This window comes from Acinetobacter sp. GFQ9D191M, from assembly GCF_011174875.1.
Lineage (GTDB): Bacteria > Pseudomonadota > Gammaproteobacteria > Pseudomonadales > Moraxellaceae > Acinetobacter.
The window spans coordinates 12,881-33,414 of record NZ_JAALGV010000074.1; the positions used below are offsets into that span (position 1 = coordinate 12,881).

Sequence of the window (20,534 nt, forward strand, 5' to 3'; positions counted from 1 at the left end):
CTTTTTGATTTTAAGGCTGAACTTGATGTTCACGCAGATAATCTTCAGTGCGCTGCATGGCTTCCTGAATATTCAATAATGCTGTTTCTACATCTTTTAGCGTTTTGGCATTGCCACCACTTAAAGCCTGACGCCATTTACGTGCACCTGGTAAGTTCTGAAATAAACCTAAAATATGACGGGTAATAATTGACAATGGTGCACCTTCAGCCATACGTTGGGCAATATAAGGCAGCATTTGTTGCATGATCTCAAAACGGTCCGGTGCTTCGAGATTCCATAGTTGACCCAGCTCAGCTAACAGGTACGGGTTGTGATAGGCTTCGCGGCCAATCATCACGCCATCGACATGCTTGAGATGTTCAAGCGTTTCTGCATAAGTTTTAATTCCGCCATTAATTTCAATGGTCAGTTTCGGACGGTCCTGCTTCAGACGGTAAACATCTTCATAGCGTAGTGGCGGGATTTCACGGTTTTCTTTAGGTGAAAGACCTTGGAGTAAAGCAATTCGGGCATGCACAATAAAGTTATCGCAACCGGTTTTGGCGACCGTATCCACAAAATGCAGCATTTCTTCATAAGAATGCATGTCATCAATACCAATGCGGTGTTTCACACTGACCGGAATATCCACGGCATTACGCATTGCATCAATACATTCTGCGACCAGATCAGGTTCAGCCATCAGGCAGGCACCAATTTTATTATTCTGTACCCGATCACTCGGACAGCCGACATTCAGGTTAACTTCATTGTAACCCCAGTCCTGAGCCATTTTAGTACAAGTTGCCAGATCTTGAGGGTTGGAACCGCCGAGCTGTAACACAATCGGATGTTCTTCTTGATTGAAGTCCAGATGGCGTTTGGCATCGCCATGAATGATGGCGCCCGTAGTCACCATTTCGGTATATAAAATGACATTTGGATTAAACAGGCGCGCAAAGAAACGATAATCTTTTGTCGTCCAGTCCATCATCGGCGCAACACTGATGCGAGGTTGAAGTTTGTTTTCAATGGTGCTGAGATCAGTCATTCAAAATCACGCCTTAAATGAAATGGAAGAGTAATAGCAGTACAAGAATGAGCAGGAATTGCTGGAAATCTGCTCAAAAAAGCAGTACTGCAAAAAGAGGGCGTAATACTAGCATAAAATTTGCATGACCAAAGGCTGAACTGCATGAGGAACGATAACTGTCATTCCAATAAAGATATTTAACAAGAGAAATTGTGGGAATTGAAAAAATAAACTCCCAGTCATTCTGCAATGCTATATTTTGAGATATTTAAGATTAAGATAAAGAAAACGAGATAAATAAGGAGAATAACGATGCTCATGTTGGAGGAGATTTATAAAAGCAAAAAACCTCAGCATTCAGACTATTTTAATTTACGGATTCAACGGGGACTTAGCTGGTTTAAAAAAGCATTAGAGCTGGATCAGGAATTAGAGTTTAAGTTTATTAGCCTGTGGATCAGTTTTAATTCGATCTATGCACAAGAAACAGAGGTTCGTCAGGATCAACAAAGCCTGCATCAATTTCTGGAAACCCTCTGTCAAAAAGATGTGGAGCAAAAACTTCAGCATATTGTCTGGGAAAAATACAGCCAGCCAATTTCTACACTGCTGGATAGCCCTTATACCGATCAAGGTTTCTGGGATTATCGCCATCATAAAGTCAGTCTGGAAAGCTGTCGTGAAGCATTAGATCAGCAAAAACAGAAAATACAAAAGGCTGTACAGGAACGGAATTTAAGTGAAATTTTATTGGTGATTTTTAACCGTCTTTCAACCTTGCATTATCAGCTTATGCAGGGCGGTGCGACTTATCAGAGCTCATTTAATATAAAGCAGCTCCAAGACAGCTGTCGGGTTCTGGCCGGGTTACTGCCCACTTTTATCTGCATTCTTTTGGAAAATGCAGCGACTTGGGATTCGGGTAAACCTTACTATCCCGTGGTACAAGTCAGCTAAATCGGTTTAAGCTTTTGCTCGATATTGTTGCCATTGATCCATCAGCGCAAACAGGGTGGCACATAATGCCAAGCCAAGTCCAAACAGACAGGTCATGCTCCAGCCACCATGATGCCAGGCATATACCCCCAGAGCTGAACCACAGGCACCACCAATAAAATACAGCGTCATGTAAATAGAGTTCAGGCGTGATTTGGCATCCGGGCGCAAGCGGAAAATCACGTTCTGATTACAGCTATGAGTAATCGCCAGACCTAAGTTAATCAGGGCATAACCCAGAATATAACTGAGCAGGGACACGCCACCAAAATATAAGAATAGCCAGCTTCCTGCCAGAATTGAACAGCCAATCCAGGTCAGGATCTTGATATAACCACGATCTGCCCATTTACCTATAACTTGAGTCGATAGCGCACCGAAAACACCAACTAGGGTTACTAGGCCCACCATCACATCAGAAAGATGAAAAGGTTTTTGGGTCAGCAGCAGGGCAATGGTTGAAAAGAGCATGCTCATGGCTGCAAAGGCACATGCACCAATCAGGGAGCGTAAGCCCAGTCGCGGTTCCTCACGCATTAGCATACCCATGGATTTAAAAATTGCTGCATAGCTGATACGCATACGCGGCATGCTGGGTAATTGTCCTTTTAAATAAAAGCCCAAAACCAGCAGTGCCATACTACTGAGCGTATAAATCGTTTTCCAGTGAAACAGATCTGAAAGCAATCCGGCAATACTGGTCGACAATAAGATACCGACTAATAAGCCACTCATGAGAAAACCGACCACTTCTCCGGTTTTTTCAGGTCGGACAGCCATCGTAGCTAAAGGAATCAGAATCTGGGCAGCAACAGAAAATAGCCCAGCAATAATAGTCCCCACCCAGAGCATCGGCAGGTTGACTGCTGTGGCACAGATCAGCAAGCCTAATGCGGCACCAAACATCAAGAAAGGAATGAGTCTGGACTTATTCAGCATGTCTCCCAAAGGCACAATAAACAGCAGGCCCAAGGCATAAGACACCTGCGCAAAGGTCACGGTCAGCGCCACTTGGGATTCTGGTACCTGATAATATTGCTGAATTGAGGAGATAAGCGGTTGGCAATAATAGTTTGCACCTGCACATAAACCACATGCGATCGCCATCAGCCATAACAGAGATTTATTTTGACTGATATCGAGAGGAGGAGACATGGCAAGTACCTTAAGCTCAGGGAGAATTTTTATAAAGAACATCAAAGATGATCCAGAAGTTGCAGGCACTATAGGCGAAAACCCGTCAGGATAAAAGTAGAAAAATAGTGCAAAGTACTCGCACTCATAGAAGAGAAATGCCACAAAAAAGTACTTTTCTGGATTGATAAGAGATGAAAATTCGCTAGAAATTTAACTTTTTCACTTAAGAAAATGTACGTGGAAGCGCTTTGTATTAAGTCATCTCATTTAAGACCAAGTGACAGAGATCAATCTGAATCAGTGATTGCCCAAAATTGGTGCAAAATGAAGAGTTCGTAAATCTAACAGTGGACTGAGTATTAATATAATAAATGTTGCAGAATATTTTTTTCACCTATTTCAGGCAAGTCTTAAGACTTGAGCTGAATAAGTCAAGTAAGTGAATCCCAAATCAATTTGTTCATCATCAATTCATATTTTTTATGAGTGAAAAATGAAAAAGTTATAGGAAAACAGTATTTTTTGATCTTAAAAATGAATATTCCAAAGTAGATTAAATTTGTCAAAAAGGTCAAAAACAGAAAACTGCCCTAGAAAAGTGCCTTAATTTAGGCTTTATCAGTTCATTTGAAATAAAGATTTGCTGAGCAGAAAAAATGAAATATCTGTCAGAATGATCAATGTAACAAAATAAAACAAAAAGTAATCTAATAAAAAATAACCAAGAAAACAGTCATCGTTCAAGAGAATGAATATCGTTTATAAATTCAGCAAATCAAAATAATCAGGCTCAACTAATAAATGCTATATGACAGCATCATTTTTATGAATCGTCAGTTCAAAATATGGGTATTTATTAAATAAATAATAGGTAGTAATTTCTAGAAGTTTAATTAGAATCCAAAAATTCAACAAAAACACATCCTGAGGGGAAGCACCGTAAATCACGGTGTTTACTTAAGAAAAAATTAGCTTGAGGGACGCTCATGCAGATTGGAATTCCAGCCGAAACTGTCGTCGGTGAAAATCGCGTCGCTGCGACGCCTGAGACAGTAAAGAAATTGATCAGCGCTGGTCATAGTGTGGTGATCGAACGTGGAGCAGGTGTTAAAGCTGCTTACATCGACAGTGCCTATGAGCAAGTTGGTGCCAAAATTACGGATGATGCCTACACCGGTAGCCAGATAGTTTTGAAAGTTCGTGCACCGAAGGGTGAGGAAATTCAAAAGCTGTCAGCCAACACCACGGTTGTAGCGATGTTTGACCCATACCGCAATACCGAGCTTGACCAGTTCGCGGCACAGAATGTGTCTGCATTTGCTCTTGAGCTTTTGCCACGTACTCTATCACGTGCGCAAAACATGGACGTATTGTCTTCGCAAGCGAACCTTGCAGGTTATAAATCAGTGCTTTTAGCTGCTGCTGAATATCAGCGCATGTTCCCTATGCTGATGACAGCGGCAGGTACGGTAAAACCGGCTCGTGTCGTGATCATGGGTGTCGGGGTAGCAGGCCTTCAAGCAATTGCAACAGCGAAACGCCTGGGTGCAGTCGTAGAAGCAACTGACCTTCGTCCGACTGCCAAAGATCAGGTTGAGTCTTTGGGTGGTAAATGGCTAGACGTGCCAATGTCTCCTGAAGAGCAGGCACGTGCTGATGAAGCAGCTAAAAACGGTTATGGCTGGATGCCAGGTGAACAGTACATCAAGGATCAGGCAGCGATTGTCGATAAAGCGGTATCGAATGCCGATATCGTGATTACCACTGCATTGTTACCAGGTCGTGATGCACCACGCTTAATCCGTGCTGAAACTGTAGCCAAGATGAAACCAGGCTCAGTGATTCTGGATATGGCAGTGGAATCAGGCGGTAACGTGGAAGGTTCTAAGTGCGGTGAAACTGTTGTGACTGAAAATGGTGTGAAGATTCTGGGTGTTCCAAATATTCCATCAACGGTGTCGACTGAAGCTTCAGCGCTATATGCACGTAACGTGTATAACTTTGTTGAAACACTTTTTGATGCAGATAAGAACTTTGTCCTGAATCAGGAAGATGAAATTCAAAAAGCCCTACTTGTCACTCACGGCGGCCAAGTGCTGTTAAAACGTGGTTAAGGAGCAGACTCATGGTTGAAACAATTACGATTTTCGTCCTGGCCATCTTCGTGGGTTACTACGTGGTTTGGGGGGTAACACCAGCACTACATACGCCATTGATGGCGGTGACCAATGCCTTGTCTTCGATCATTATCGTGGGCGCAATGATTCAAACTGTTGGCCTGCCAATGGTGGGCGTTGAAGGCAGCGTGGATTTCCAGACCATTAACGTGGTGAGTGTACTGGGGGCAATCGCAGTATTTCTGGCGAGCATTAATATTTTCGGTGGCTTTGCCGTGACTGCACGTATGCTGGAAATGTTCAAACCTAAGCAAAAGAAAAAAGAGGGTTAAACCATGGAATTTATTCGAGAGTATGCGGATTGGTTCTACCTGATTGGCGCCGTTCTTTTTATCTTAACGCTACGTGGTTTATCTGGTCCTAAAACTGCAATTGCAGGTAACCGCTACGGTATGATCGCCATGGCGATTGCTGTAGTGACCACATTCTTTGTTGCTGAAAATCCAGTAGTCTGGATGATTCTTGCAGCAATGGCGGCGGGTGCAGTGGTGGGTATTGCGCGTGCACGTACTGTACCAATGACCCAGATGCCAGAAACAGTAGCACTCATGCACTCACTGGTGGGTCTGGCTGCGGTACTGATTGCAGTTGCGGCAATTATCCATAACAACAAGCTGGTTGAATTGGGCCCGGACCTGTTAGCTGCAAATGGTGTGACTTTCCATGAAATGAGCAAGGTTCACCTGTTTGAACTGTTTGTGGGCTGTTTTGTTGGTGCGATTACCTTTACTGCTTCTGTATTTGCATACGGTAAGCTGGCTGCAAAGAAATGGGCAAAAACCATTTCAGGTGGCTGGGTAAAACCGGTTCAGGCTCTGATCTTTATTGCAATGCTGGCAGCAGGGATTCACTTCTTCCTGACAGGTAGCATGACATCTTTCTGGGCAATGACTGGTCTTGCGCTGGCATTTGGCTGGGTATGGATTGCGCCAGTTGGCGGCGGTGATATGCCGGTTGTGGTTTCGCTGTTGAACTCATTCTCAGGCTGGGCAGCAGCGGGGATTGGTTTCACACTGGAAAACAACATGCTGATCGTTGCGGGTTCGCTGGTTGGTTCTTCAGGTGCGATTCTGTCTTACATCATGTGTAAAGCGATGAACCGTTCAATCATCAATGTATTGTTTGGTGGTGCGATGGGTGGTGCAGCTGCGCCGACAGCTGCTGCGGGTGCACAAGTGCAACGTAACTACCGTTCAGGTTCTGCAGATGATGCTGGCTTCCTGATGTCAAATGCAGACAGCGTTGTCATTGTACCGGGTTATGGTATGGCGCAAGGCCGTGCACAAAACGCAGTCAAAGAACTGGCAAACTTGCTGAAAGAGCAGGGCGTGACTGTACGTTTTGCGATTCACCCGGTAGCTGGTCGTATGCCAGGTCATATGAACGTATTGCTTGCAGAAGCTGATGTTCCTTATGAAGACATTCTGGAAATGGACGAGATCAACTCGGACTTCCCGGCAACTGACGTAGTGCTGGTCATTGGTGCAAACGATGTCGTAAACCCGGCTGCAAAAGACGATCCGAACTCACCGATCTACGGCATGCCAATTCTGGAAGCTCACAAGGCGCGTACCATCATGGTCATCAAGCGTTCTATGGCGACCGGTTATGCAGGTCTGGACAATGACTTGTTCTATAACGACAAGACCATGATGATTTTCGGTGATGCGAAGAAAGTTGTGGAAGATATGACTAAAGCGATTAATGGTACAGGTCACTGATTAGAATCCCTGTAAGTCTCCCTCCTTTGTCAAAGGAGGGCCGGGGAGGATTAAAAGAATCTAGAAAAACCACCTTCGGGTGGTTTTTTTATGTTTAAATTTCATAAAAATTCAATAATTAAAACTTATAAGAAGGCAAGAAAATGAAAACATGGTTATTAGGATTGTTGATTGGTTTGAGCTGTCATTCAGTGGCATCCGCTCAAGTGTTTCAGATTAGGGATGCATCCAAGCTATATAACGTAAAAATGCAGGTGAATTGTGATCAGCAGTCTTGTTCAGGCAAAGGCACGGTTTCTTTATATAAGAAATCTGATCAATCCTTATTGCAAAAATTTGTCTCTGATGACCTGGATTTCGATCTATCCGATGATTTAAAGCCAAGTGCCAATATTATCGAATTATATGGTGAACAAAGTCCTTTAATTTTTGATGATTTTAATTTCGATGGGACTGAAGACATTGCCATTCGTAATGGTAATGAAGGTCCATATGGTGGGCCTACTTATGATGTTTATGTATATAACAAGACACGTAAACACTTTGTATTTAGTTCTGACTTATCTGCATTAACACATGAAAATTTAGGCATGTTTCATGTTGATCATGACAATAAAAGAATTCATACACTAAGTAAAAGTGGCTGCTGTTATCACATTGCCGAAGAGTATCAGGTCATTCCAAAGAAAGGCTTGGTCAAAGTTAAAGAATTTATTGAGGATGCAACTTTAGAATATCCAGATGGAGAAAAACGTGTAACTGTGACTGAACGTCATCTGATCAAAGGCAAATGGGTGGAAAATGTAAAACGATATCCATTGGAAGATTACTATCAGGATTAATATTGTTTGCTGCGAAAAAGGCTATATTAATCTTAAATTTGTTCTTATATTGTAGGCAATAAAAAAGCGACCTACATAGGTCGCTTTTTTTGAATATTCGATGTTTATGCTACAGAATCTGCAGGATTGCGCCATAGGCTTTCTAGGTCATAGAATTTACGCGCTGTAGGCAGCATGCAGTGCACTACAACAAAACCTAGATCAATCAGGATCCATTCTGCATCACGTTCGCCTTCGATACCAAGCGGACGGAAACCTGCTTTACGTGCTTCTTCAGCAACATTATCTGCAAGTGATTTGATATGACGGGTTGATGTACCGCTTGCAATCACCATGGCATCTGCCACGTTACTGATGCTAGCAACATCAAGCTGAACAACTTCTTTAGCCTTTACATCTTCGAGGGCTGCATGTACAACTTTCAAGCATGCGTTTACTGCTTGTGCATGAGAATTCATAGTGTGATCGTGAGAATTAGAAGCGCTGGGCGATGGTTCTAAATTCATAGGGAGTATAATTTCCTAACAATTATGCATGATCTAATATAGCGGTTTTAGCCCAAAATTTCAAATGCACCTTCCGCCGCTTTAGTCATACTCCGGGAAGAACTGTTCTTTCCAGCCAAAGGATTCTTCCGAAGTCCCCAGAGGTTTATATTCGGCTGCGACATAACCATTGTATTGGCTATTCTCTAACCATTGAAAAATCTCATAATATGGAATGGAAGCGGTATTGGGTTGATGACGCCCCGGGCAGTCTGCAAACTGGATATGACCAATCTCTACAATATTTTCTTTTAAGGCTTCAAGTACATCTTCACCCATCATGGCCATATGATAACAGTCATATTGCATTTTCAAGGCAGGATGATTGACAGCTTCCAGCATCTCCTGAGCTTGGGCCACATTCTGAATCAGGAAACGTGGCATGTCCTGACCGTTGATCATTTCAAAGACCGGCTGAATCTGATAATCAGAGAGCATGGAGCAGGCAATTTTCAGATTACTCGCCAAGGTGTTCAGGCAAGGAAGCAGGTCACAATCCAGTGGCTGTTTGCCTGCCAGAATATTGACACTTGGCACATTCAGAGCAGTCGCATATTGAATGGCCTGCTCTACAGCATGACGAAACTCGATTTCCTGTCCAGGAATACCGGCCAGACCGTGTCCACCTTGCATCAGATCACCAGCAGGCACATTAATCAGGCAGATGTCCAGATCATGCAACTGAAGCTGCTGCTGAATCTGCTCAATGCTCAGTTCATAGGGAAACTGGATTTCCACATGTTTAAAACCGTGCGCATGAGCCAAGGCAAAACGTTCTAACAAAGGTACTTCCGTAAAAATCATGGAGAGGTTAACGGCGAGTTTGGTCATGGACTTTTCCTTGCTCAAGGCAGAATATTGAAATGAAATATTTAATGGTCTACGTGCTTGATTACAGTAGCCAGATCGGCCTCAGCAAATCCGTCTTGCTGATGGGCTTTGAGCTGAGACAGGGCCTGGCTTGCCACAGGGATATCCAAAGATAAAGTAGCAGCCAGTTGCACCGCATTGTTCAGGTCTTTCGACAGTGTCTGCACTTTCCATTGCACGGGTTCAAACGTCTGGCTGGCCATACGTGGGGCCAGAATCTGAAAAGGCTTGGAGTCAGCAAAACCACCGGCTAATGCTGGTGCAAGCAGGGCAGTATCTACACCGGCACGATCGGCCAGGGCCACTGCTTCAGCGATCAGGGTACTGTTCGCCGCTACAATCAGCTGGTTACAGATTTTAGTCGCCTGACCGGTTCCCGTATCACCCATGCGAGTGACACGTTGTGAAAGCACGGTATAGATGGGATCAAGTGCGGTAATAGTTTTTGCATCACCACCCGCGAAGATGACTAGCGTGCCTTGTTCTGCACCGGCTGTACCGCCAGACACAGGAGAGTCAATCCAGATTACTTGTTTGGCTTTAGCCTCTTCAGCCAGAGTTTTAGTTTGATGTACGGAAAGACTGGAAAAATCGACAATAACCTGTCCAGCCACCAGATAGGGCTGAATCTGCTCAAAGACCGATTGCACTGCGGCATCATCTGCCAGACAAGTCAGAATAACCGGATAATTTGCAATTTGATCTAGAGATAGCGGAGTGGCTCCAAGAGCAAACAAAGGATCGCGGGCACTGGCCGTACGGTTCCAGACTGCAACTTGAAAACCTGCTTTTAGCAAGCGGGTTGCCATACGACTGCCCATGAGTCCCATACCTAAAAAGGCAATTTTGCTATCACGATCGAATTGCATCTTATCTCTCATCTCTTGATTTTGCTTCAGCCATAATTATCGATATTGACGTGGTACAAACTGCACGTCCGGATTTTTATCCTTCTTGCGTGCCAGTTGGCTGTTTTTACCGAGTAACAGTTTAAGCTGCCAGATTTTTTCCATACGCAATGACTTGTTGGGTTTGTGCTCCATCGCATCCAGCACAAATTTAGAGGCCATCAAGGCATCTGGAGAGCGTTGTAACATTTCTTCAGCCAAAACTTGTGCTTTTGCTAATGGCTGTTCATCAACATGGGTGATCAGGCCAATTTCTTTGGCATAGGCACCTTCAAAAATACGTGCGGTTAAGGTCAGCTCTTTGGCCAGATCAATCCCGATCAGACCTTTGAGTGAGCGCGTTAATCCCATGTCTGGTACTAGGCCCCAACGAGTTTCCATAATTGACATTTTGGTCGCAGGGTGAGCGATCCGGATATCCGCAGCCAGCGCAAGTTGCATACCTGCACCAAAGCAGAAACCTTCAATGGCTGCAATGACGGGGACAGGCAGTTCCTGCCAGACCAGAAAAGCTTTCTGGAATAAGCTCTGTCCAGGACGGATCAGTTCCCAAGCCGCATAGGCCCGATTTTTAGGATTATTTAAATCGGCCAAGTCAATGCCGGCACTAAAGACCTGCGCTTCACCGGTTAAAATGACACAACGCACTGACTTGTCTTTTTTAATCCGGTTCGCAATCTGCACCAGTTCACGCAGCAGGGCAAAGCTCATAGCATTACGTTTGTCTGGACGGCTGAGAGTAACCGTGGCAATTCCATTATTTTTTTCAAAGCGCACAAGTGACATGGTATTCATCCTTAATTTTTCTGTAAGCGAGCATAGCATGAGCAATCTGTGCTTGCATGACAGCGCAGTCATACAGATATGAGTGATTAAAACAACAATGATTTAACCACTATGCTTGTTTAAGATTTGCTGGGCTGCCTGTTCTACCTGCTCAATTACGGCTTTCAGTTCATCCAGATATTTCAATACTTCCTGAACAAAACTGTCATCGGCCTTACGGCGTTCCTTACGCAAGGTCGAGACAAACTGCTCAAAACTTCCGGTAACTTTTTGCAGAGTCGGTGTGCCGACATAACGAGTAGCCCCATAGAGACGGTGCAAAACATGTTCCAGCTGCGGAAAATCTTCCAGCTCAATTAATTGCTCAATTTCATCCAACTCTTTTTCAAAACTGTCGACCAGCATGCTGAGCAGATCGACGGCCAGATCTTCTTTATTGGCCGCCAGTTGCAGGCTTTGCTGCCAGTCCAGAATATTCGGATCTAGCGCATCAATGACATTGGCACGTTCCAGCACCGGAATCTTTTTAAAACTCTCAGTCGTCCAATGCGTCAGGATCTGCACGATCTGATCAATCTGAATAGGCTTAGTGACATAATCATCCATACCATTTTGTAGCAGTTTCTGTTTCTCATCGGAAAGGGCATGTGCTGTCAGGGCAATAATCGGCAGACGCTGATGATTTTCAAAAGTTGATTCCAGTGAACGGATTGCACGCGTGGTATCGATACCGGACATCACTGGCATCTGGATATCCATAAACACCAGATCAAAAGATGGCAGGCCCTGTTCATAACGGCTCTGGATGATATCAATCGCTTCCTGTCCGCTAATGGCTTTGGTTGTGGTGACATTCAGTTCGGCCAGTAAGGCTTCTAGAACAATCAGGTTCGGCAGATGGTCATCAACGGCCAGAATATGCAGTCCCTGACCATTAAAGTCTTCATGCTGTTCCTGATCGAAGACGGGTTGATTGCCGAGTAGCTGAATCAGAGCACTACGACTCAGGGGCTGATGCAGGGCACGGGCACGATGGTCATTCAGCATGCTCGGATCAAGCTGCATCTGATAACCATACACAGCCAGATGTCCCTGATAGCGAGAGCGAATCTCTGTCAGTAGAGCCTGGCTATCGCCACTATGGTCGACAATCAGCCAGGTATTCTCGATATTTTGTAAATGGTTCAGACGACTGAACAGATCCAGAATGGACGTCGACTCAATATGTTTGACGCGATAATTTTCCAGATAATGTCTCAAAACATTCGCTGTTGCTGGGTGGGCAAGATAAGACACAACGGTCAGATCACTGAAATCCGGGTGCTCATGAACAATATCTTCATCCACCGGGAATTGAGCAGTAAACCAGAAGGTTGAGCCTTTCTCTGTTGGAGCGCGTTCCTGATTGTCTTCAAAGCCGATCTGACCATGCATCAGGTGAACCAGTTGCTTGGAAATGGCCAGCCCTAGACCCGTACCACCGAATTGGCGGGTGACCGAGGTGTCGCCTTGCGAGAAGGATTCAAACAGTTTTTTACGGTCAGTTCCGCTCAGGCCAATGCCGCTGTCCTGAACACTGAAATGCAGCAGACACTGCCCAATATCATCGTGCTCCATGCGTGCCCGGACAATGATTTCGCCATCAGGAGTAAACTTGATCGCATTGGAAATCAGGTTGGTCAGAATCTGTTTAAAGCGCAGTACATCACCAATCACATGTTTTGGCACATTGTCTGCAAAATAGAATGCCATATCGATATGCTTCTGTGCAGCCAGTGGCGAGAGCATATCCATCACATCGAAAATAGCTTCTTCCAGATCAAAAGGTGCGGTTTCCAATTCTAGTTTGCCAGCATCAATCTTGGAGAAATCCAGTACATCATTGATCAGGGCCAGCAGATGTGCAGAAGATTTGCGGATGGTCTGCAAGTACAGGCTTTGCTCATTGCTAAGATTGCCTTGACGCAGCAGCAGGTGAATAAAACCATCAATACTATTCAGTGGTGTACGTAATTCATGGGAAATATTGGCAAGAAACACCGACTTGGCCTGGTTAGCCGAAATCGCCTGGTCACGTGCCTGACGATAAGTAATATTTTGAACTTCTAAAGTATCTAGAGTACGGCGCAAATCATCTTCAGTCTGTTCGGTATGCTCACGCAATTCCAGAAAACTGAAATGCAGACGTTTCACCACATTGGCAATATCACGCTGCAACAGACGCAGTTCACCGGTACTGTTGATCACCATATGCTGATCTAGAGTGTCGGCATTCAGGCGTTGTAGCTGCATGCGAATTTCATACATTGGCGCAATCCAGCGACGAGAATAGAAATTCAGACATAACAACAAGAGCAATAAGGTCAATAAGCCGGTCGCAATCAAAACGATCAGGACCCGGTAGCGGGCAATTTCTAAGGGCTGATTGTCCAGTTCGATCGCCAGCCAGCCTGCATTCATGCCATTTTCATTTACTTTGACTGCATAAATATGATTGTTTTTATCTAATATCGGGCCAACAAAATTGCCATCTTTTTTAAAGTCAGGCCAAGGTGCCTGTTCCTGAAAACCAATGCCGAGTTTACTTTTACCATTTTCATCCAGAATAGCCGCACGAACCAGATGTTTTTCATTCAGCATATTCTGCATGGCGTCATGAGCTTGCTCATATTGCCATGGATAAAGGCTCAAAATGTCCAGCGCATATTCTGAAGTTGCCTGAAAACGGGTCAGAATCGCAATGGCCATCTGCTTTTGCTGGACACGGGCGGCATTGGAAGTTTCCGAGATGACCAGAGCAGCACCAACACAGGCCAGAATAGTAATGGGTACAAAAATCAGTGCAATCAGCTGTCCATAAGCATGATTTAAGTGTAGGCGTTTAAACAGCTTTTTGTTGATATTTGACATGATTCAAGCAGTATTTTCCTTATGCTTTGCATATTAGCATGCTTTAAATCTACTGTTAAAATTTCAGCATTATTTTTCTAAAGCTCCAGATTAAGGCAGAAAATAAGAACCATTGCGCTGAACAGTCATTATGGATGTTTGAGCAAGCCTTTTCAGGGGGAGAGGTGAGCTAAGTCACTGTCACGATTGAGGAGTTTTATCAAGCTAAAACAGGACGAATTGGCCATGCCGATCGTGATTTATACAGTTTTATGCAAAAGCACTGCTATAAATGGGTGCAGGGAAATGCATTTTTTCATACAATAGCCGCACCTCGATATAGGTGCAAATAATGAGTAATACCACCCCTGATTTTCAAGCAGACGAATTTTTACTGGACCATTATGTAGGCAAAACGCCACTGGTGCGTTTGCAGCGTCTGGCTAGTCACACTCAAGCCACAGTACTCGCAAAACTCGAAGGAAATAATCCGGCAGGCTCGGTCAAGGACCGTCCAGCGTATAACATGATCATGCAGGCGGAAAAGCGCGGACAGATCAAACCGGGTGATACTTTGATTGAGGCGACCAGCGGAAATACAGGGATTGCATTGGCGATGGTTGCGGCCATGCGCGGTTACAAGATGCAGCTGATTATGCCGAATAACATGAGTCAGGAACGTAAGGACGCGATGCGTGCTTATGGCGCTGAACTGATTGAAGTGACCAAAGAGCAGGGCATGGAAGGTGCACGTGATCTGGCCTTGCAAATGCAGGCAGAAGGTAAAGGACTGGTGTTAAACCAGTTTGGTAACCCGGACAATGTCGAAGCGCATTACCTGACCACAGGTCCTGAAATCTGGCAGCAAACAGGTGGAAAAATTACGCACTTTGTCAGCTCAATGGGTACCACAGGTACGATCATGGGCGTATCTAAATATCTGAAAGAAATGAATCCGGATATTCAGATTGTGGGCCTACAGCCATCTGACGGTTCTAGCATTGCCGGTATCCGTCGCTGGCCAGAAGAATATTTGCCAACGATTTTTGATCGTAGCCGTATCGACCGTATTATCGATATTCCACAGATTGAAGCGGAACGCACCATGCGTAAACTGGCGCAAAAAGAAGGTATCAGTGCCGGTACATCTTCTGGCGGTGCAGTTTGGGCATCCATCAAGCTCGCAGAAGAAAATCCGGATGCAGTAATTGTATGTATTATCTGTGACCGTGGTGACCGTTACCTGTCTACAGGCTTATTCTCTGTACAAGACCCTGAATAATTTTTGAGAAATCTTTTATGCGCCTGCCTGTTTTAACTTTCGATATTGAAACCCAAACCGATCTTAAATCAGGCGCGCATCTGTTTGGTCTGGATCTGCCCGAGGCTGATCTGGATCAGGCCCTGACCAAGTTACGCCGTCAGGAATCAGGCTCGGACTTTCAGCGTCTGCCTTTGCATGAGATTGTCTGTATTTCCGGTTTATGGATGGATGAACAGGGTATGCGCCTGTTTTCTTTCAGCCGTGAACAATACAGTGAAGCAGAGATTTTAAAAAAATTCTTATCCATTTTTGAAAAGCGTCATCCAACTCTAGTCAGTTGGAATGGCTCACAATTTGACCTGCCGGTTATTCTTTATCGGGCCATGTATCATGGTTTATCTGCCCCAAGTCTGTTCGATCAGGGCGAAATCGATACGCAAAAGCGTTATAATAACTACCAGAATCGTTACCATCAGCGTCATGTTGATTTGATGGATGTTATGGCCATGTTTCATGCCCGTCATTTTCAGAAACTGGATGATGTTGCTCATTTACTGGGTTATCCAGGCAAGCGTGGTGATGGTGGCTATCATGTACCTGAATATGTACGTAACCAGCAATGGAACGCACTCACCAGCTATTGCGAAGGTGATGTGCTCAATACCTGGTTGGTCTATATTCGCTGGCTGTTGCTAAAAGGCCAGTTGATGTTGCCTGATTATCAGCATCTGGTGCAGAGTACGATTCAATACCTGCATACCCAGCCGCAACATGCAGATTTTTTATCAGTCTGGCGTGAAACCTCACAAAGAACTGAATTTACCCGTTTTGATTTTCCCATCTCCACATCCTAGGTTTTCATGAAACGTCGAGTACAACCACGTCCAGCGCCGCAATCCGAGTATATTTTTCAGGTTGAATCACTCTCACATGAAGGACGTGGCATCGCTCACTATGGTTCACATCCGGATCATCCACTTGAAAAGCATGGTAAGAAAGTCTTTATCCGCTATGCCTTGCCGGGTGAAACCGTACGTGCCCGCATTACCCGTGAAGTCAAAAAACTGGAAGAGGCGGATAGCCTTGAGTTGCTCAGTGAGGCTTCCGAGATCAGGGTCAAACCTGTGTGTCCACATTTTGGCGTATGCGGCGGCTGCAATATGCAGCATATCCATCCAGATGCCCAAATTGAACTTAAGCAGAATGTTCTGAAATCACATTTGCAGCATTTTGCCGGGATTCAGCCTGTAGAATGGCTGCCACCGTTACGTTCACAACGTGAAGATTACCGTCGTAAAGCCCGGATTGGGGTGCGTTATCTGCCTCAAAAAGAAAAGTTGGTGGTTGGTTTTCGTGAAAACCAGTCCAATAAGCTGACCTCGATTGACCGCTGCATGATTCTGGATCGCGAGTTTGGATCGGTTACACGTCTTAAACAATTGCTCCAAAGTCTCGATGGTCAGGCAGATATTGGTCATATAGAATTGGCTATGGGTGATCATGACATTGCGTTGCTCATTCGTGAAACCGCAGAATTATCGGTAACAGATGTCAACCGATTGCGCCAATTTACGTTAGAGAAAGGTTGGCAGCTTTATTTGCAGCCTGCAGGCCAAGATTATTTGAAGCGGATTGATGAGCCTGAACAGGCAGCACGCTTACACTATGGTCTTGATGACTTTGATGTGGAATTCGGTTTTAATCCATTGGACTTCACTCAGGTCAATTCAACGATCAATCCGCAAATGGTGCGCTTGGCATGTGATTTGCTTCAATTACAGCAGGGCGAACGCGTTCTGGATCTGTTTTGTGGATTAGGAAACTTTTCTTTGCCACTGGCGCGCTGTGTTGGTGCGTCTGGTCAGGTGGTTGCAGTTGAGGGAAGTGAGGAAATGGTGCAACGTGGTGCGGAAAATGCTAACAATAATGGTATTGCACAAGTTTCGTTCTATTCACAAGATTTAACCAAAGATTTTTCGCACCAGTCTTGGGCAAATCAAGGATTTGATGCATTATTAATCGACCCGCCACGTGCTGGAGCAGAAGAAGTCATGCATTATATTCCTCAGTTTGGTGCCAAAAGAATCGTTTATGTGTCATGTAATCCTGCTACGCTTGCAAGAGATGCAGGGCTACTGGTACAACAGGGTTATCAGCTAACGAAAGCCGGTGTGATGGATATGTTTACGCATACCGGACATGTCGAGTCGATTGCCTTGTTCGAAAAAGAAAATTAAATAAACGATCAAAGAGATGATGTATCTAAAAGTAGGAGAAGGGTATGGTCACAGTACGTGAGCAACTGCCTGGGCGGCTCACTGAGTTGTCACAGGAGGCGACTGTAGAACATGCCGAACAAGCACAGCAGGATCTGACTGAATGGTTAGATCGGGTTCGTGGCATATTAGACGGGGCTCCCCTGAAGCAGCTCGAAGAAGTTGCCCGTTTAACCTTAGAAAAAGAGCTACAAAGTACGATTCAGCATCGCTCTAATACCTTCTATACCGGTATTGAAATGGCGGATATTCTCGCGCATCTCTATGTCGATGAAGATACCTTGTCCGCTGCCATGCTTTACCGCGCAGTACGTGAAGGCGTCATGCCACTGGCAGAAGTGCAGGAAAAATTCGGTGAACAGGTCTACAGCCTGGTCAAAGGCACGCTGTCCATGGGTAAGCTGTCTGAACTGATTGAAAAAAATAAACGCCTGGAAGACCATTTTAATAATAACCAGCGTGAACATCTGTCTGGTATTTACAAGATGCTGATTTCAGTGACAGAAGATGTCCGCGTCGTGTTAATCAAGCTGGCAGAACGTACCTATGCACTGCGTGAGCTGGCCAATTCTTCACGTGAACGGCAAGAACGGGTCGCACGAGAAATCCTCACCATTTATTCTCCTTTAGCGCATCGTCTAGGGATTGCCCAGCTGAAATGGGAACTCGAAGATCTGGCCTTCCGCTATCTGGCGCCGGAACGCTATAAAGAAATCGCCTCTCTGCTGAATGAAAAGCGTCTGGAACGTGAACAATATATTCAGTTCGTGATTGATACATTGCGTGAAGAGCTGGCAGAACACGGCATTGAAGCTGAAATTAATGGCCGGGTGAAGCACATTTATTCGATCTATCGGAAAATGAAAAGCAAGAGCCTGAGCTTCGACCAGCTCTATGACATCCGTGCGCTGCGTGTATTGGTGAAAAGTGTGCCTGAGTGTTATCACACGCTCGGGATTGTACATCAATTGTGGCGACATATCCCGCATCAGTTTGATGACTATATTACCAATCCGAAGGCCAATGGTTATCGCTCTTTACACACAGCTGTGATTGCGGAAAACAAGTCACTTGAAGTGCAGATTCGTACTTATACGATGCATGAAGAGGCTGAACTTGGCGTATGCTCACACTTCAACTATAAGGAAGGTTCGAAAAATACCGATACTTCCTTTAATCATCGTCTGCACTCCCTGCGTGCAGTGATTGAGCATTATCAAGAGCGTAATGAAGCCAGTGCACATAAGGATGAAGAAGAGGAAGTTGAAAATTTTGAGCATATTCAAGATTTTGAAGGCTTCGAAAAAATCTATGTGTTCAGCCGTGATGGTGATATTAAAGAGTTACCACGAGGTTCAACCGTACTCGACTTTGCCTATCATGTACATACGGAAGTCGGCAACAAATGCTATGCAGCCCGGGTCAACCAGCGCTATGTACCTTTAACCTATGCCTTGAAAACTGGTGAACAGGTTGAGATTCTGACCAAGAAAGACCGTGAACCAAATCGGGACTGGTTGGTTAATTCACTGGGTTATATCAAGACTGCACGTGCCCGTGACAAGTTACGTCACTGGTTCCGTCAGCAGGATCGCAGTAAGAATCTGGAAGTGGGTCGTGAAATTCTGAATAAAGAATTGGCACGTCTAGCAATTCACCCGAAATCAATCGACTTGGGTGATTATTGCAACCATTTCAATGTGAAAAGTGGTGAAGACATTCTGATTGGTCTGGTGAATGGTGATATCAGCCTGCATGCCCTGATCAATCAGGTGAACCGTCATATGCATCTGGATCAGGATGAGCCTGAACTGGTGCTGAAACCGGCGTTGAATCCGCGTGCCAGCCATACCTTGTCTGCACATGGTATTCTGATTGATGGTCTGGATAACGTCGAACTGCATGTTGCCCAATGCTGTCAGCCGGTACATGGTGAATCGATTGCGGGTTATATCACGTTGAATCGTGGTGTAAGCATCCACAAGGTGGCTTGTCCGGATTATGTACGCATGATCTCGCAAGAACCAGAACGTGCGGTAGAAGCTGACTGGGAAATGCAGCCAACTCGCGGTCAGAGCGTGCAGATCGTGGTGGAAGCCTATGACCGTCGTGGTTTGCTCAAAGACCTGACTCAGGTAATTTTCTCGGATCAGATCAATATCCGTCAGGTAAATACCATTTCAGAAGCGGATGGTATTGCCAATATGAAACTGCTGATCGAAGTTAAAGGTCTGGCTCAACTTTCCAAACTATTGGCCCGTCTTGAACAGCAGCCGGGAATTATCAGTGCACGCCGTCTGGTACAAGGTAACTAATTCTTTTTAGGCATGATTAGAAAAGCCCGCAATTCAATTGCGGGCTTTTTTGTTATAAGGTGTGCTGAAGAGGGAGAAGAGCAAATAACATGAGTGCCACGGAAATATTTGAACTGAGACGAAATAATCTAGCCAAAGTGATTGATCAGTTGATTGATAGCCAGCAGTTTAAAAATGGCAAAGAGATTTGCGAGCACTTTGGTCTGTCTGCAGCTTATATTACCCAGCTATTGAACAGTAAGCGCCAGATTGGAGAGAAGGCTGCACGAGAACTTGAACAGCAACTGGGTTTGGAATGTTTAATATTGGATCGTGCTGAAGCACCTGTCATTGAAGTGGCATCTAGTCCTGTAAAAATAACTTTGTTCCAGATGCAGGTTGTTGAGCAGCAAGCCTTTAAAATGAAAACTATAGATTCGGCAGAAAATCTTGTATCTTGGCTTAAATTGGAGCTTCAGCATTATGCCATTCAGGTCACAGGACAATATTATTTTCCGAGCCTAAAAGCAGGCTGGTGGTTGGTCTGTGATGCGCAAGCTGTATTACAGTCATCTGGCTTGGCGTGTCTTTATTTAATTAATGGACTGCAACTCATTGTGGAGCTGATGTCGGAAAACCAGGACAGCTATCAGATCCAAAGTCTGGATGAAAGCCGCAAGGTCAGTTTCCAAAAGTCTGATGTAGCTAAAATCCATCCTGTGATTGCCATAGTGCCTCAGCATTCAATTTTCTTAGACCAGAAAAAATTCAGCCCATCATAAGATGGGCTGAATAGTGAAATCGAAAACGGGCA

General features: G+C 44.8%; 17 protein-coding genes. 10 read left to right on the forward strand and 7 right to left on the reverse strand.

Going from position 1 to position 20,534, the window contains the following annotated elements; translation table 11 throughout:
- Positions 1-10: 10 nt before the first annotated feature.
- The gene (gene dusA, locus G5T77_RS11485) at positions 11-1,033 is read right to left on the reverse strand and encodes a tRNA dihydrouridine(20/20a) synthase DusA (protein ID WP_159123087.1); all 1,023 of its coding nucleotides are present in this window, start codon (positions 1,031-1,033) and stop codon (positions 11-13) included.
- 294 nt (positions 1,034-1,327) lie between these two features.
- Between dusA and G5T77_RS11490 the strand changes: the two genes are divergently transcribed.
- Complete coding sequence (locus tag G5T77_RS11490; protein WP_166135651.1) at positions 1,328-1,972, forward strand: HEPN domain-containing protein; 645 nt, start codon at positions 1,328-1,330, stop codon at positions 1,970-1,972.
- A 6-nt stretch (positions 1,973-1,978) separates the two neighbouring features.
- Here G5T77_RS11490 and G5T77_RS11495 read toward each other — a convergent pair whose 3' ends face one another.
- Positions 1,979-3,166, reverse strand: a complete 1,188-nt coding sequence (locus tag G5T77_RS11495) for an MFS transporter (RefSeq protein WP_166135654.1) — start codon at positions 3,164-3,166, stop codon at positions 1,979-1,981.
- A gap of 968 nt (positions 3,167-4,134) precedes the next feature.
- Here G5T77_RS11495 and G5T77_RS11505 point away from each other — a divergent pair.
- The 4 genes from G5T77_RS11505 (at position 4,135) to G5T77_RS11520 (ending at position 7,888) form a co-directional block, all read left to right on the forward strand.
- Positions 4,135-5,262, forward strand: a complete 1,128-nt coding sequence (locus G5T77_RS11505) for a Re/Si-specific NAD(P)(+) transhydrogenase subunit alpha (protein WP_034170850.1) — start codon at positions 4,135-4,137, stop codon at positions 5,260-5,262.
- 11 nt (positions 5,263-5,273) lie between these two features.
- Positions 5,274-5,597 (forward strand): proton-translocating transhydrogenase family protein, encoded by a 324-nt coding sequence (locus G5T77_RS11510; RefSeq protein WP_004783638.1) that lies wholly within the window; start codon positions 5,274-5,276, stop codon positions 5,595-5,597.
- A 3-nt stretch (positions 5,598-5,600) separates the two neighbouring features.
- The gene (locus tag G5T77_RS11515; RefSeq protein ID WP_159123084.1) at positions 5,601-7,046 is read left to right on the forward strand and encodes an NAD(P)(+) transhydrogenase (Re/Si-specific) subunit beta; all 1,446 of its coding nucleotides are present in this window, start codon (positions 5,601-5,603) and stop codon (positions 7,044-7,046) included.
- A gap of 143 nt (positions 7,047-7,189) precedes the next feature.
- A complete protein-coding gene (locus tag G5T77_RS11520) occupies positions 7,190-7,888 on the forward strand; it encodes a hypothetical protein (RefSeq protein WP_166135657.1) in 699 nt (232 codons plus the stop codon).
- A 104-nt stretch (positions 7,889-7,992) separates the two neighbouring features.
- Here the strand turns inward: G5T77_RS11520 and rsfS are convergent, their stop codons facing one another.
- From rsfS to G5T77_RS11545, 5 genes are all read right to left on the reverse strand, one after another.
- Positions 7,993-8,394: a ribosome silencing factor gene (gene rsfS, locus G5T77_RS11525; protein WP_004783634.1), complete on the reverse strand. Its 402-nt coding sequence runs from the start codon at positions 8,392-8,394 to the stop codon at positions 7,993-7,995.
- A gap of 81 nt (positions 8,395-8,475) precedes the next feature.
- Positions 8,476-9,264, reverse strand: coding sequence for a TIM barrel protein (locus G5T77_RS11530; protein WP_166135659.1), 789 nt, complete (start codon positions 9,262-9,264; stop codon positions 8,476-8,478).
- Between the two features lie 41 nt (positions 9,265-9,305).
- Positions 9,306-10,172, reverse strand: coding sequence for an NAD(P)-dependent oxidoreductase (locus tag G5T77_RS11535; protein WP_166135662.1), 867 nt, complete (start codon positions 10,170-10,172; stop codon positions 9,306-9,308).
- A 36-nt stretch (positions 10,173-10,208) separates the two neighbouring features.
- On the reverse strand, positions 10,209-10,997 hold the full coding sequence (locus G5T77_RS11540) for a crotonase/enoyl-CoA hydratase family protein (RefSeq protein ID WP_166135665.1): 789 nt from the start codon (positions 10,995-10,997) through the stop codon (positions 10,209-10,211).
- A 102-nt stretch (positions 10,998-11,099) separates the two neighbouring features.
- Positions 11,100-13,907: an ATP-binding protein gene (locus G5T77_RS11545; RefSeq protein ID WP_166135668.1), complete on the reverse strand. Its 2,808-nt coding sequence runs from the start codon at positions 13,905-13,907 to the stop codon at positions 11,100-11,102.
- Between the two features lie 331 nt (positions 13,908-14,238).
- On the opposite strand from G5T77_RS11545, the gene cysM reads away from it, so the two are divergent.
- The 5 genes from cysM to G5T77_RS11570 all read left to right on the forward strand — a co-directional run bounded on the left by cysM (position 14,239) and on the right by G5T77_RS11570 (position 20,502).
- Positions 14,239-15,168 carry a cysteine synthase CysM gene (gene cysM / locus G5T77_RS11550; protein ID WP_034702431.1) on the forward strand — a complete coding sequence of 310 codons (930 nt, stop codon included), beginning with the start codon at positions 14,239-14,241 and terminating at the stop codon, positions 15,166-15,168.
- Positions 15,169-15,185: 17 nt separating this feature from the next.
- Positions 15,186-16,004: a 3'-5' exonuclease gene (locus G5T77_RS11555; protein ID WP_159123080.1), complete on the forward strand. Its 819-nt coding sequence runs from the start codon at positions 15,186-15,188 to the stop codon at positions 16,002-16,004.
- Between the two features lie 6 nt (positions 16,005-16,010).
- The gene (rlmD, locus tag G5T77_RS11560; RefSeq protein WP_166135671.1) at positions 16,011-17,387 is read left to right on the forward strand and encodes a 23S rRNA (uracil(1939)-C(5))-methyltransferase RlmD; all 1,377 of its coding nucleotides are present in this window, start codon (positions 16,011-16,013) and stop codon (positions 17,385-17,387) included.
- Between the two features lie 44 nt (positions 17,388-17,431).
- Positions 17,432-19,741, forward strand: coding sequence for a bifunctional (p)ppGpp synthetase/guanosine-3',5'-bis(diphosphate) 3'-pyrophosphohydrolase (locus G5T77_RS11565; RefSeq protein WP_166135674.1), 2,310 nt, complete (start codon positions 17,432-17,434; stop codon positions 19,739-19,741).
- Between the two features lie 89 nt (positions 19,742-19,830).
- Positions 19,831-20,502: a hypothetical protein gene (locus tag G5T77_RS11570; RefSeq protein ID WP_004783619.1), complete on the forward strand. Its 672-nt coding sequence runs from the start codon at positions 19,831-19,833 to the stop codon at positions 20,500-20,502.
- Positions 20,503-20,534 lie beyond the last annotated feature (32 nt).